At 61.5% G+C, this 15,314-nt stretch carries 2 protein-coding genes and 2 pseudogenes; all 4 read right to left on the reverse strand.

Annotated features, from left to right (window positions below):
• Positions 1-2,309: condensation domain-containing protein (locus tag AO277_RS15940; protein ID WP_143492806.1), on the reverse strand; the 2,309-nt coding region annotated here is incomplete at its 3' end.
• 14 nt (positions 2,310-2,323) lie between these two features.
• Positions 2,324-10,494 (reverse strand): annotated as a pseudogene (gene dltA, locus AO277_RS15945) (D-alanine--poly(phosphoribitol) ligase subunit DltA).
• Positions 10,491-13,902, reverse strand: a pseudogene (locus tag AO277_RS15950) (amino acid adenylation domain-containing protein). Before AO277_RS15950 ends, dltA begins: the two co-directional pseudogenes overlap by 4 nt.
• A gap of 355 nt (positions 13,903-14,257) precedes the next feature.
• Positions 14,258-15,235 carry a TauD/TfdA family dioxygenase gene (locus AO277_RS15960; RefSeq protein ID WP_004664616.1) on the reverse strand — a complete coding sequence of 326 codons (978 nt, stop codon included), beginning with the start codon at positions 15,233-15,235 and terminating at the stop codon, positions 14,258-14,260.
• Positions 15,236-15,314 lie beyond the last annotated feature (79 nt).

A 15,314-nucleotide genomic window follows, 5' to 3' on the forward strand; every position in this document is an offset into this window, starting at 1 on the left:
GCCACACGCATCAACTGCTTGAACGCCGACGGCGTCTGGTTAAGCACTGTGACGCGCTGTTCCACCAGCAGCGCATGGAAGTCTTCCGGCGAACGGGTCACTTCGCGCGGCACGATCACCAGTCGGCCGCCATGCAGCAGCGCGCCGAAGATTTCCCATACCGAGAAGTCGAAGGCGAACGAATGGAACAGCGTCCACACGTCCTTTTCGTTGAATGTGAACCAGTCATCCGTGGCAGCAAACAGGCGCATCAGTAGCGTCCACACGTCCTTTTCGTTGAATGTGAACCAGTCATCCGTGGCAGCAAACAGGCGCATCAGGTTGTGATGAGCGAGCAAGGTACCTTTTGGCTTGCCGGTCGAGCCCGAGGTGTAGATCACGTAGGCCAGATTGTCCGGCGTGGTCTGGTTGACCGGGTTTTCGGTGCTGTAACCGTCCAGCGCATCCGCCAGATCCAGTTTCTGAACATGTGCAGGAATCGGTAACTGGCCCAACAAATGTGCTTGAGTCAGCAACAGTTCGATGCCGCTGTCGTGCATCAGAAAGCTCAGGCGATCCTGCGGGTAATCCGGGTCCAGTGGCACGTATGCGCCACCGGCCTTGAGGATCGCCAGCATTCCCACGATCATGTCCAGGCTGCGTTCAGCGGCCAGCCCCACGCGAACATCCGGGCCGACGCCCTGCTCGCGCAGTTTATGGGCCAGCTGGTTGGCACGGCTATTGAGCTGTTGATAGCTCAATTGCTCGGCGCCGAAGTTCAGGGCAATGGCGAGCGGCGTGCGCCCGGCCTGGGTTTCGATACGTTGATGGGCGCAATATTCACTTGGATAAACCGCAAGGTCGCGGTTCCAGTCGCGCAGGGTGTCTTGCCGCTCATCGACGCTCAACAGCGGCAGATCAGCGATGCGCTGGTTGACGTCGCGGCACATGCCGGTCAGCAGGTTGCGCCAATGCCCGGCCATGCGCTCGATGGTTGCGGCGTCAAACAGGTCGGTGGCGTAGGTCAACGAAGCGGCCAGGCCGTTCGGGCGTTCGCAGGTGTCCAGGGTCAGGTCGAACTGCGCGGTGTGTTTGTCGGACACCTGATATTCCAGGCGCAGACCGGCCAGTTCGCGGGCCTCGTTGTGGCCTTCGCTCTGGTGGTTGTAGGCCACCTGAAACAGTGGGCTGCGGCTCAGATCGCGCTGCGGTTGCAGGGCTTCGACCAGTTGTTCGAACGGCAGGTCTTGATGGGCCTGGGCCTGCACAGCCGTGTGTTTGATCTGCTGCAGCAACCCGGCCACGGTGGTTTGCGTATCGAAGTCGGCCTTGAGCACCTGAGTGTTGACAAAGAAGCCGATCAGCCCCTGGGTTTCGCTGCGGGTGCGGTTGGCGACGGGCACGCCGACGCGTATATCGGCCTGACCGCTGTAGCGGTGCAACAAGGTCTGCAACGACGCCAGCAACAGCATGAACAGGGTGATGCCCTGCTGCCGCGCCAGAGTCTTGAGGTCGTTGAGCAGCGCGGCATCCAGCTCGACATTCAGTCGCGCTCCGTCGTAGCTGCGCAGCGCCGGGCGCGGTCGATCGGTGGGCAGCTCCAGAATCGGCTGCTGCTCGCCCAGCTGTTGCTTCCAGTACGCAAGCTGGCGTTCCTGCTCGCCCATTTCCAGCCAGTTGCGCTGCCAGAGGGCATAGTCGGCGTACTGAATCGGCAACGGCGTCAATTCGGCCTTGCGGCCCAGTGTGGCGGCCTGATAGCACTGCATCAGCTCGTCGACCATGATCGGCATCGACCAGCCATCGGAGACGATGTGGTGCTGGGTCAGCACCAGTACGTGCTCCTGCTCGCTCAGTTTGAGCAGCCTGACCCGCAACAGCGGCCCGTGTTGCAGATCGAAGTGCTGTTGCACTTCCTGATCGACATAACGCTCGACCGTTTCGCCAGCCGCCAGTTGATCAACTTCGAGCGCAAACGACGACGCCGGATGCACCACCTGCAACGCCTCGTCGCCCTGCTGTTCAAACGTGGTGCGCAGGGTTTCGTGACGCTCGATCAGGTGTTCGACGCTACGCCGTAATGCCTCGACATCCAGCGCGCCATGCAGGCGCAGTGCCAGCGGAATGTTGTAGGCCGCGCTGTGCGGTTCCAGTTGCCAGATGATCCATTGCCGCTGCTGCGCATAGGAGAGCGCAGACGGGGTCTGCGTCTCCCGCACAGCGATCGGCGTGACCCCGTAGAGATTCACCCCCTGACGCTTGAGCAGGACCGCCAGCGCCTTGCGTTCACGGGCGGACAGCGATTTAACGGAGTCAAGCAACTGTTGCACTGGGGTCTCTCCTGCTAAGCAATCAAATTATCAATTTCCTCCGCTGATAAACGTTTGAGTGCCTCCAGTGATTTAGTCAATTCGTCCAGCGCATGGTCACTTTCGCCATTTTTTTCGTGCAGAGTGGCGCAGAAGTCCGCCAGCACCGGCTGTTCGAACAGGTCCTTGAGGCCGACCTCGCGCTGCAACTGCTCACGCACTCGCACCAGTATCTGTACCGCCAGCAGCGAGTGGCCGCCGAGTTCGAAGAAGTTGTCGCTACGCCCGACCTGCTCGACCTTCAGCACATCGGCCCAGATCGCCGCCAGTTGCTGCTCAAGCTCGCCTTGCGGAGCGATATAGGCCGCTTGCAACCGGCTGGCATCCGGCGCGGGCAGCGCCTTGCGGTCCAGCTTGCCGTTGGCGGTCAGCGGTGCGGAGCGATATAGGCCGCTTGCAACCGGCTGGCATCCGGCGCGGGCAGCGCCTTGCGGTCCAGCTTGCCGTTGGCGGTCAGCGGCATATTGTCGAGGACGATGAAATGCGTCGGCACCATGTAATCCGGCAGATGCGACCGGAGTTCGGTCTTCAGGGTTTCGCGCAGGCTTTGCTGATCGTGATCAGGCTGGGCTGGCACTAGATACGCTGCCAATTGCCCATCCACGGCCAGCACGATCACTTCGCGCACGGTCGGGTGCGCTTGCAGCCGCGCTTCGATTTCATTCCACGGCCAGCACGATCACTTCGCGCACGGTCGGGTGCGCTTGCAGCCGCGCTTCGATTTCACCCAGTTCAATGCGGAAACCACGGATCTTCACCTGATGGTCGATACGCCCGGCGTATTCGATCACTCCGGCAGCGCGATAACGGGCCAGGTCGCCGGTGCGGTACAGGCGACCGCCGTCGCTGGAGAACGGGTCCGGCACGAAGCGTTCGGCAGTCAGCGCCGCGCGGTTGTGATAACCCCGCGCCAGACCCGCATGGCCAATGTGCAGTTCGCCGCTGCAACCTTGGGCGACCGGATTGAAATCAGCGTCCAGCACATACCAAGAGAGGTCTGGAATCGCCTCGCCAATCGGGCTGGCCGGGTTTTGCGTGTCGGCCTCGGTGATTGGTCGATAAGTGACATGCACGGTGGTTTCGGTAATGCCGTACATGTTGATCAACTGCGCTGCCTGATCGCCGAAACGGTCGAACCACGGCTTCAGGCTGGCCACGTCCAGCGCTTCGCCGCCGAAGATGACTTTTTCCAGCGACATCGGCGCAGGCGAATCACATGCCACACGCATCAACTGCTTGAACGCCGACGGCGTCTGGTTAAGCACTGTGACGCGCTGTTCCACCAGCAGCGCATGAAAGTCTTCCGGCGAGCGGGTCACTTCGCGCGGCACGATCACCAGTCGGCCGCCATGCAGCAGCGCGCCGAAAATCTCCCACACCGAGAAGTCGAACGGGTCACTTCGCGCGGCACGATCACCAGTCGGCCGCCATGCAGCAGCGCGCCGAAAATCTCCCACACCGAGAAGTCGAAGGCGAAGGAATGGAATAGCGTCCACACGTCTTTTTCGTTGAATGTGAACCAGTCATCCGTGGCAGCAAACAGGCGCATCAGATTGTGATGGGCGAGCAAGGTGCCTTTCGGCTTGCCAGTCGAGCCGGAGGTGTAGATCACGTAGGCCAGGTTGTCCGGCGAGGTCTGGTTGACCGGGTTTTCCGTGCTGTAACTGTCCAGCGCATCCGCCAGATCCAGTGTCTGAACATGTGCAGGAATCGGCAGGTGCCCAAGCAAATGCGCCTGGGTCAGCAACAATTCGATACCGCTGTCCTGCATCAGAAAGCTAAGGCGATCCTGCGGATAATCCGGGTCCAGCGGCACGTATGCACCACCGGCCTTGAGGATCGCCAGCATCCCTACGATAATGTCCAGACTGCGTTCAGCGGCCAGCCCCACGCGAACATCCGGGCCAACGCCCTGCTCGCGCAGTTTATGGGCCAGTTGGTTGGCGCGGCTGTTGAGCTGTTGATAGCTCAATTGCTCGCCAGCAAAAGTCAGGGCGATGGCCAGCGGCGTGCGCTCGGCCTGGGTTTCAATGCGTTGATGGGCGCACTGCCCGGTCGGGTAATACTGCACGCTTTGCGTCCAGGCAGTCGGCAGGGTCAGCTCGCCGAGACGCGCCGTTGCGGACGCACTGAGGCTTTGCAGCAATTGTTCGAAATGCGCTGCCAGTTGCAGAATGCCTTCTGCACTGAAGTGTTGCCGGTCGTAACTGAAACGTACCGACAGCACGTCGTTGGCCTCGACCACCAGGGTCAGCGGGTAATGCGCTTGCTCCTGATTGCGCAGGTCGCTGAACGTCAGACCGTCCGGCGCGCGCTGCAAGGCTTCAGACACCGGGTAGTTTTCGAATACCAGTATGTTGTCGAACAGCGCCTCGCCACTGTTGCGTGCCCAGCGCTGGATGTCAAACAGCGGCGCGTGCTCATGCTCGCGCAGGGCAATGTTCTTCGCCTGCACCTGCTGCACCCAGTCGCCGACGGTCTGTTCCGAACGCGGGCTGGCGATCACCGGCAAGGTGTTGATGAACAGGCCCAGTTGCTCCTCGACGCCCGGCAATTCAGCCGGACGCCCGGCCACCGTCGCACCAAAGGTCACTCTGGACTGACCGGTATAGCGTTGCAGCAGCAACAGCCAGGCGGATTGCACCAGCGTATTGAGGGTCACGTGCTGCTCGCGGGCAAACTCGCTCAAGCGCCGGGTGCCGTCGGCGTCGATCAGTTGAATGTAATCGCCATAGCCCTGCTGATCGGTTGATGTTTTGAAGGCTTGCAGCAAGCGGGTCGGCTCATCCAGTTCAGCCAGCTCTGCGGTCCAGAAGCGCTCGCTGACATCAGCGTCCTGATCCTGCAGCCACTGGATGTAATCGCGATAACGTCCCGCCTGTTTCGGCGGCGTCTGACCGCTGTAGCGTTGCAGCACTTCGCCCAGCAGCCGCGAGCTGCTCCAGCCGTCCATCAAAATATGGTGACTGGTGTAGACCAGCTGCCACGCGTCGTCGCCAGTGCGCACTACCGCCAGGCGCAACAGCGGGCCGTGCGCCAGATCAAAACCCTGCTGACGGTCGGCCTGCGCCCAGTCGTCGAGCCAGTTTTGCGGCTTGCCACGCGCATCCAGCTCGACAAAAGGCAGTGTGATCTGACGTTGCACGACTTGCAGCGACTGTTCGCTCTGGCTGACAAAGCAGCTGCGCAGCACTTCGTGGTTGTTGACCGCTGATTGCCACGCGTTATGGAAACGCGGCACATCCAGCCCGCTGATGCTCACGCGCATCTGGTTGATGTAGTTGCCCGCGCCCTCATCGAACAGCGAGTGGAACAGCATGCCCTGCTGCATCGGCGACAGCGGGTAGATGTCTTCGATCTCGCCCGCAGCAATCGGCAAGCCGTCGAGTTGCGTTTGAGTGAGGCGCGCCAGCGGAAAGTCCGACGGTGTGACGCCCTGATGCCCGGCGGTGCAGTGGTCGATCAGCGTGGTCAGCGCCTGCTCGTAGCGGCGCGCCAGGGTATCGATGGTCGAGGCGTGGTACACCTCACGGCTGAAGCTCCAGTCCAGTTGCAACTGGCCATCGAACACCTGACCGTTGAGGCTCAGCCAGTTGCCCAGCGGGCCGTCTTCGCACAGCGCAGTGCCAGTTTTGTCGGCACTTGGCACGAACAATGCGCCTTGTTGTTCGTTGAAGCTGCCGTCGAACTGGCCCAGGTAATTGAACGTGACCCGTGCCTGCGGCAAGGCGGCCAATTGTTGCGTAAACGACGGCTCGCCGAGATAACGCAATACCCCGTAACCAATACCTTTGTTCGGCACAGCACGCAGTTGTTCCTTGATGCCGCACAGGCTCGCACCCGGAGCAATGTGTGGCGTGAGGCGAACCGGAAACAGGCTGCTGAACCAGCCGACGGTACGGCTGAGATCGGTGTCGTCAAACAAGTCTTCGCGGCCATGCCCTTCCAGCTGGATCAGCACCGATGGCTGCTGACTCCACTCGCACAACACTTGCGCCAGCGCGGTCAACAGCAGGTCGTTGACTTGCGTGCGGTACGCGGCAGGTGCAACTTTCAGCAGCTTGTGGGTCAGGTCCTTGCTCAACCAGGATGAGGCATGGGCCGCATCGCGATTGCGCATCGAACCTTCGGGCTTGTCGCGTGGCAACGGTTGATCTGTGCCCTGTAAAGCGTGCAGCCAGTAATCGCGCTCGGCGGTCAGCGTTTCGCCGGTCGCATACTGTTGCAATTGCTCGGCCCAATGCTTGAGCGACGTGGTTTTCGCTGCCAACTCCACAAGCTGGCCCTTAGTCAGGGCGACGTAAGCCTGTTGCAAGTCTTCCAGCAGCACCCGCCACGACACGCCGTCGACGGCCAAATGATGAATCACCAGCAACAAACGCTGATCGCCCTGCGGCAGGTTGACCAACAGCGCCCGCAGCAGCGGACCGTTTTTCAGGTCAAGACTGCGCTGCGCCTCGTCGGCCAGTTCAGGCAAGCGCTCGATGCTGTCCAGCTCATGAATCCACAGCAGGTCGCGAGTGTTCAGCGCGCCGAATGTGGCTTGCCATTGGCCGTCTTGCTGGGTGAAACCCAGACGCAGCGCGTCGTGCTGTTCGACCAGCGCGGTCAGTGCAGCTTGAAGGTGGATTGCATCCAGCGTTTGCAGGGGCTTGAGCATCAGCGCCTGATTCCAGTGCTGACGCTCGGGGATGTCCAGTTCGAAGAAGCGCGCCTGAATCGGCAGCAACGGCAGCGAACCACTGATCTGTTCGACCGGCGCAGCAGGCTTTTTCTGGATCAGCTTTGCCACCGAGGCCAACTGGCTGATGGTCTGTTTTTCGAACAACTGCTTGGGGCTGAGCTTGATGCCCTGGCGCTTGGCGCGGGCGATGATCTGCAGGCTGAAGATCGAGTCGCCGCCCAGTTCGAAGAAGTTGTCGGTGCTGCCGACTTGTTCCAGTTTCAGTACGTCAGCCCATACGGCGGCGAGCTTTTCCTCGATCTCGCCGACCGGCGCGGTGTAACGCTGTTTGACCACGCCCGGCTTGGGCAAGGCGCGCTTGTCGAGCTTGCCGTTGGCGGTCAGCGGCAGGCTGTCCAGCAGCATGATCTGTGCGGGCACCATGTAGTCGGGCAAGCGTGCAGCCAATTGCTCGCGCAGGTTGTCGACGGTCAGGCTGGCACCGGCTGCCGCGACGCAATAGGCCACCAGTTGCAGGCGCGATTCGTCTTCATCGACAGGCAATGCCAGCACGCTGGCTTGCGCAACCGAAGGCAGGTTCAGCAGCACCCGCGCCACTTCGGCAGGCTCGACACAATAACCGCGCACTTTCACTTGATCGTCGGCACGGCCGATGAATTCCAGCAGGCCCTGATGATTGCGCCGCATACGGTCGCCGCTGCGATAGGCGCGTGCACCATTCTCTGCAAACGGGTCCGGCACGAAACGCTCGGCGGTCAGCGCAGGCTGACCGATGTAGCACAGCGCGACACTGTCGCCACCGATGTACAGCTCGCCCGCCACCTGAGTGCCAACGGGGTTCAGCACATCATCCAGCACATAAGCACTGGCCCCCGGCAACGGCTTACCGACCGGCACCTTAGTGGATAGATATAAACCTTGTGGGAGCGAGCCGGGCGAAGCTTCGCTTGCTCGCGAAAGCGGTAGTAGAGCCTCAGCCTTTTGCAAGCCTGTGCTGGCCTCTTCGCGAACAAGTTCGCTCCCACAGGGAATCGTGTCCACTTTCAATTCATGGGTCAGTACGCCAACTGTGGTTTCGCTCGGGCCGTAGTGGTTGATCACCCGGCAATCCGGTTTGAGCTGACGCACCTGCTCGACCAGCGCAGGCGAACAGGCTTCGCCGCCGACGATCAGTGCATGCTGCGGCAACACATCGGCAGGCTGGCTGGCCTGTAAAAGCGCGGCCAGATGACCGGGCACGATCTTCAGCACGCCAACCTGATGCTCGGCCATGTAAGCCGCGAAGGCATCAGGGTCGAAACCCAGCGCCTCGGTCAGCACATGCAGCGTGCGCCCCGAACACAGCGCGCCGAACAGCACGGTATGACCAAGGTCGGCGGCGATGGTCGAGACCAGCGCCATGCTCGCCTGGGGAGCCAGTTGCAACTGCTCCAGCAGACCACGCACGTAAGAGGCCAGCGCGCCCTGGCTGACCAATACGCCCTTGGGCTGACCGGTGGAGCCGGAGGTATGAATAACGTAAGCCGCTGAATCGGCTGACAGCGCGATATCAGGACGACTGACCGGCAAGTCCTGCCACAGCGCTGGTGTCCAGGCCAGGCCCTTACAGCCGGCAACATCCATTGACGTCTGACGCACATCGCCCTCGGCACACAGCAGCACTTTGGCCTGGGCGTTGCTGAGCATCTGTTGCAGGCGCACATCGGGGGCTTTGACGTCCAGCGGCATGTACACACCACCGGCCTTGAAGATCGCCAGCACCGCCGTGAGCCAGTCCAGCGAACGCTCCATCAACACTGCAACCGGCTGGCCTTCGCCAATACCCATCCGGATCAGATGATGAGCCAGCTGATTGGCGCCCTGATCCAGTTCCAGCGTCGTCAGGCTGCGATCCAGACACCGGGCAGCCAGTGCATGCGGCTGGTGTTCAACTTGTTGGCCCCAGAGCTGCAGCATGTGCGGCGCGGGTTCGCGCACTTGGCGCGGTGGCTCGATTGCCAGTGCACCGAGGCTGAACAACGGCGCCTGCGGCGCATCGAGCAGGGTTTTGAACAGCGCAAGCATTTCGGGAATGAACCCTTCGACGGTGGCGCGTCGATACAGGTCGCTGGCGTAGGCCATGTCGCCGTGAATCAGCGTGCCGTCGTCGGTGATATCCAGCGCCAGATCGAAATGCGCGCCCTGCTTGTCGAAGGCGTACTCGCTGACTTCCAGCCCGGCCAGCTTGAGCGCGGTTTTCTGTTTGAGGATTACGTTCTGGTTGAACTTGGCCTGAAACAAAGGGTTGTGGCCCAGGCTGCGCTCGGGTGCCAGTTGATCGACCAGTTGCTCGAACGGTACGTCCTGATGCGCCTGCGCGCCGAACGAGGTGTTACGGATCTGCGCCAGCAGGTCAAGGTAGCTGAGGCGCTCGTCCACCTGGCAGCGCAAGACCTGAGTATTGATGAAGAAGCCGATCAACCCTTCGGTTTCAGCGCGACCGCGGTTGGCGTTAGGCACACCGATGCGGATATCGCGTTGCCCGGCCTTGCGCGACAGAAACAGCGAAAAACCGGCCAGCACCAGCATGAACAGGGTCATGCCCTGCGTGCGCGCAAAGGCGTTGAGCTGGCGCGACAAATCAGCACCGAAATCAAAGCGCAGGTGCTCGCCCTGATAGCTTTGTGTCACCGGGCGTGGGAAATCCTGCGCGGCGTCCAGCAAAGGTTGTTCGTCACCCAACTGGCTGCGCCAGTAATCCAGTTGCCGCGCGCCCTCGCCCGCCTCCAGCCAGCTGCGTTGCCAGATAGCGTAGTCGGCGTATTGCAGCGGCAGCTCCGGCAGCGCAGGTTCTCGACCTTCGCAATACGCCTGATAGCAGTGCACGAACTCCTGAATCATCACGTCCATCGACCAGCCGTCGGAGACGATGTGGTGCATGCTCACCACCAGCACATGCTCGTCGCTGGCAAGACGGAACAGGTGCGCACGTAGCAACGGGCCTGTGCGCAAATCAAACGGCTGGCTGGTGACTGTGGCAACTCGCAACGCCAGTTCGGCATCGCGCAGTTCGACATCAGCCAGACCGGACAAATCAATGCTGCCCAGTGCCACGGTCTGATCATGCAGCAGCACTTGCTGCGCCTGATCACCGTCGGTGTGGAACACGGTACGCAGCACTTCATGGCGTTCGATCAGATGATCAAAGGCGCGGCGCAAGGCCGGCTCGTTCAGCGGGCCTTGCAGACGCAGGCCGGTGGTCATCTTGTAGGCGTCGCTCAGCGGGTCGAGCTGCCAGAGGAACAGCAGGCGTTGCTGGGCGAACGACAGCGGAATCGTGCTGAAATCATGACGACTGACCGGCACTGGCAACAGGCTGAAATCCTTGCCTTCCTGGCGCAAGCGGGCGAGGAACTGTTGGCGTTGTTCCAGCGGCAGGCCGACAAATCGTTTCGCGATACGTGCAACAGTGGTCCCGGTCATGCGCCAAATTCCTCCAGTGAGTCCATGAACTGGTCCATGTCGCTCCAGTCGTTATCCGTAGTGTTGTCGGTCAGCGCGGCCACTTCGACGGCAAGGTCGCTGAGCAGCGGTTTTTCAAACAGGGTGCGCAACGGCAGGCTGATGCCCAGTCGCGTCTTGATCCGGGCTATGACTTGCGCGGCCAGCAACGAATGGCCGCCCAGCTCGAAAAAGTGATCGTCGAGGCCGACCTGCGGTGCGTGCAGGACTTCTTGCCAGATAGCAGCGAGGCAGATTTCCACTTCGCTGTGCGGCGCGCGATAACGCGCCTGCAACTGGCTTGCGTCGGGCGCTGGCAGTGCCTTGCGGTCCAGTTTGCCGCTGGGCGTGAGTGGCAGTTCCGGCAGCAGCAATAAATGCGTCGGCACCATGTAATCCGGCAGACTGGATTGCAACTGGCTCTTGATGCCCTGGCGCAGCGCCAGTTGCTCGGCATCGCCGTTCGCCATGACCTGCGGCACCACGTAAGCGACCAGTTGCGTGCTGCCCGCCAGCTCGACAGCCAGTACCACCGCTTCGCGCACGCCTGTGCATTGCTGCTGGCGCGATTCGATTTCGCCCAGTTCAATACGGAAACCGCGGATTTTCACTTGATGGTCGACCCGTCCGATGTACTCGACAGCGCCGTCAGCGCGCAGCCTGGCGCGGTCACCGGTGCGATACAGGCGCTCACCGGGCACGAACGGATCAGCCACGAAACGCTCGGCGCTAAGGCCGGGCTGGGCGTGATAGCCCCGCGCCAGGCCTGGACCGCCGATATACAACTCGCCCACCGCGCCCTGCGGCAGCAGATTCAGTTGATCGTCGAGCACGTACAGCCGTCGTCCCGCCAGAGCTCTGCCAATCGGCACACCGCGCCACGACACCTGTTCCGCAGTCAGTGCACTGCAATCGTGAATGCTCTATACCACCGTAGCTTCGGTCGGCCCATAGGTGTTGAGCAGGCGCACGTGCCCGAGCCCGGCCTTGTGCCACAGGCGCAGACCTTCGACAGCCATCGCCTCGCCGCCGACGTGAATCTGCCGCAGCGCGCCATAGTGCGCAGGCGGGCTGGCGGCAAAATCCTGAACCAGTGTCAGCCAGTAGGCCGCAGGCAGGTCAGCCAGGGTTACGCCGTGCTCGACGATGGCTTGATGGAAGGTGGTGCTGTCCCACAAACGCTTGTCACGCAAGACCACGGCCGCGCCGCGACACAGCGGTGGGTAGAACTGCTCGACGAAGCCGTCGAAGCTATGGGTGGCAAATTGCAGGACCCGGTCGCTTTCGCGCAGGTCGCTGTAGTTCGCGCCCAACGTTACAAATTCGGCCAGCGCACCATGACTGATCGCCACGCCTTTTGCGCCGACCGGTCGAGCCCGAGGTGTAGATCACGTAGGCCAGATTGGCCGGATCAACGGCAATGTCCGGGTTTTGCGGGCTGGCTGCCGCACTGCTCATCTGATCGATGCACAGGTACTGAATACCCGCCAGCTCAGGCAGCGTCGTCTTTTGCTGGCTGTGGGTCAGCAGCAGTTTCAGGCCGCTGTCCTGCAGCACATGACGTAGACGCTCGCTCGGCGCGCTCAGGTCCAGCGGCACATAGGCACCGCCTGCCTTGAGCACCGCCAGCAGCGCGACGGGCATGTCCAGCGAACGGCCCAGCGCCACGCCGACCAGCACGTCCGGGCCGACGCCTTGCTCACGCAGTTGCCAGGCCAGACGGTTGCTGCGCTCATTCAGTTCGGTGTAACTCAGGCTGGGCGCCTGGCCTTCACGGGCGAGGATCAATGCCGGGGCGCTCGGTGTGCGCTGCACTTGCGCTTCGAACTGGCGATGCGCGGGGGTTGTGGTGTCGGCTTTGGCTGCGCTGTCGATATCCAGCAACTGAGCGCGCTCATCGGTCGACAGCATCGACAGTTCGGCAACGGTTTGCAGCGGATCGGCACAGACCGACGCCAGCAGGTTGCGCCAATGTGCGGCCAGACGAGCGATGGTCGCCTGGTCGAAAATATCGGTGGCGTAGGTGAAAGCGGCGTTCAGCTGCTCACCTTCGCCGCTGGTGGCAAGCATCAGATCACTGGCCGCGGCGTGCGAACGCTGGGCAAGTGCCTGTTGCTCGGCAGGCAGATTGGCCACGCGCAGGCCGCCGCTCAATTGTTTGTCCAGCAGGTCGGCAACCACCGGCTGGTGGGTGAACATCACTTGAAACAGCGGGTTGTGGCTCTGGCTGCGCTCGGGTTGCAAGGCGTCGATGATCGCGTCGAACGGCAACTCCTGATGCGCCTGAGCACCGGTCGAGGCATTGCGCACGGTGTGCAGCAAATCGACAAAGCGCGTCTGCGCCGTCACTTCACTGCGCAGCACTTGGGTGTTGATAAAACAGCCGATCAGCCCTTCGGTTTCGCTGCGGGTGCGGTTGGCGATCAGGCCGCCGACACGAATGTCGGTCTGCCCGCTGTAGCGGTGCAGCAGGCTTTTGAAGGTTGCCAGCAGGACTACGAAAAGGGTCACGCCCTGACGTTGCGCGAGGGTTTTCAGGTTACGCAGCAGCTCGGGCTCCAGCGCCAGTTCCAGACGCGCGCCATCATGGCTGGGCAGCGCCGGGTACGGGCGATCTGTGGGCAGCTCCAGTACCGGGTGCTCTTCGCCCAGATGGCTGCGCCAGTAATCCAGCTGACGTTCCTGTTCGCCAGCCTCCAGCCAGCTGCGTTGCCACAGCGCGTAGTCGCGGTACTGCACGGGCAGCGGCTGAAAAGGCAGCGGTTTACCAGCCAGCAGCGCGTCATAGCCGCGCAGCCATTCGTCGATCAGCACGTTCATCGACCAACCGTCGGTGATCATGTGGTGCAGGTTGAGCAGCAGTAGGTGTTCCTGTTCGGCGAGGCGCAATACCTGCACGGTAAACAATGGCCCGCGCTGCAGGTCGAAGGTCTGCGCCGACTGTTCGGCCATCGCCTGCCGCGCACTCGCCCAGCGCTGTTCGCAAGGCTGCTGGCTCAGGTCGATCAGGCGGATGCTGACGGGTGTCGGCGACGCAACACGTTGAAACGCCCGGTCGCCTTCCTGACCGAAGGTGGTGCGCAGGCTTTCATGCCGCTCGACCAGCGCACTGAAGGCTCGCTCCAGCAACGGTAGCTCCAGCGGGCCATTCAGGCACACCGACATCGGCAGATTGTAGGCTGCGCTGTGCGGGTCCAGTTGCCAGAGAAACCACATGCGTTGCTGGGCATAAGACAGCCCGTCACGCTCGGCCAGCCCTGCGCAGGAAGGGATCGGGAACAGCGAGAAATCCATGTTCTCCTTGCGCATGCCATCGAGAAACAGACGACGCTTTTCAAGGGGCAACTCGACAAAACGACGAGCGAGTTTCTGGGCGTGTTCGGGGTTCATGGGTCGATCCTTGCTGAATGGGGCTGACCGTCGGGCGGGGTCGTATCAACAAGAACGAATTGGCGGAGAAATATTTAGAAAGGTTTCTCGAGGCTGGCGCTCTGCATTGCATCGCACACTCAAGCGATGACGCAGAGCGTCCAGAACTGCATGCCTAAGCGGAGCATCGCACGGTAGTTGAAATCTTGTGGGAGCGAACTTGTTCGCGAAAGGGCCGGTACATTCTCCAAAAATGTACCGGCTGAACTACCGTCTTCGCGGACAAGTCCGCTCCCACAAAAGCACGATTACTTGAGTTCTGCAGGACCGGGGTATAACGCTGGCGCGGAGCGTTGGCACGGAAATCAATAAACAACTACTTATCCGAATGCCCCTGCGCCATGGCCACCACCACTTTGCGTTTGCCGGTGAACGGTGCGCGGGAGTGGGCGGTGAGCATGTTGTCGAGCATCAGTACGTCGTTTTCCAGCCATGGAAAGCTGACGGTGCAGTCGTCGAGCACGCCACGAATCTCGTCCAGCAGGCTTTCTTCGAGGGGTGAGCCGTCGCCGTAGTAAACATTGCGCGGCAGGTCTTCTTCATCCACGACATCCAGCAGGGTTTCGCGCACTTCCGGTTGCAGGTTGGAGATGTGAAACAGGTGCGCCTGGTTGAACCAGACGGTGTCGTGGGTCACCGGGTGGCGCGATATTGCCTGGCAGATCTGGCGGGTGCGCAGTTCGCCGTCGTCTTTCCATTCGCACTCGATGTTGTGCGCCCGGCAGTAGGCTTCGACCACGGACTCATCTTCGGTATTGAATACCTGACTCCATTCCACATCGAGCCCGTTGCCGTAGTTACGCACGTACATCAGCTTCTTTTCGATGAAGCGATCACGAATACGCGCCGGAATGCGCCGGTAGATCTCACGGCTGTCGGCAATCGGCGTTTCGCCACCGGTCTGCGCCGCGATCATGCTGTAGAACCAGATCTTCATCGGCCAGTCCAGCGTGTAGGCCTGCTCGTTGTGCAACGGGATGCTCTGATGCGCCGGGTATTCGGTGGAGGTGTACACACCCTTGGTCACGTTACTACGCGGCGTGGAGCCAAACTCGTAGTTGAGCAGCGGATCGCCGAAACCGGCAGCGAACTCACGAAACGCTTCCGCACCGCCGACGTCGAAGCCGCGAAACAGAATACCGCCCGCGCTGTACAGGTGCGCGGCCACCAGTGGCTTGAGTTCGCCCAGCGCGTCCATCAAGTCCAGACCGGGCTCGGGTGCCTGTACCAGCATGGGCAAGCTGCCCGCCCCTGCAAGCAGCGGCCGGATATCCAAACTCAACGCATGACTCATGATGTCTCTCCCTTGATGGCAAAAGCGCCCGAGCCCCTGCGGCCTGGCGCAACACCAATGTCCAGATTGAACGTACTTC

Source organism: Pseudomonas amygdali (assembly GCF_002699855.1).
GTDB lineage: Bacteria > Pseudomonadota > Gammaproteobacteria > Pseudomonadales > Pseudomonadaceae > Aquipseudomonas > Aquipseudomonas amygdali.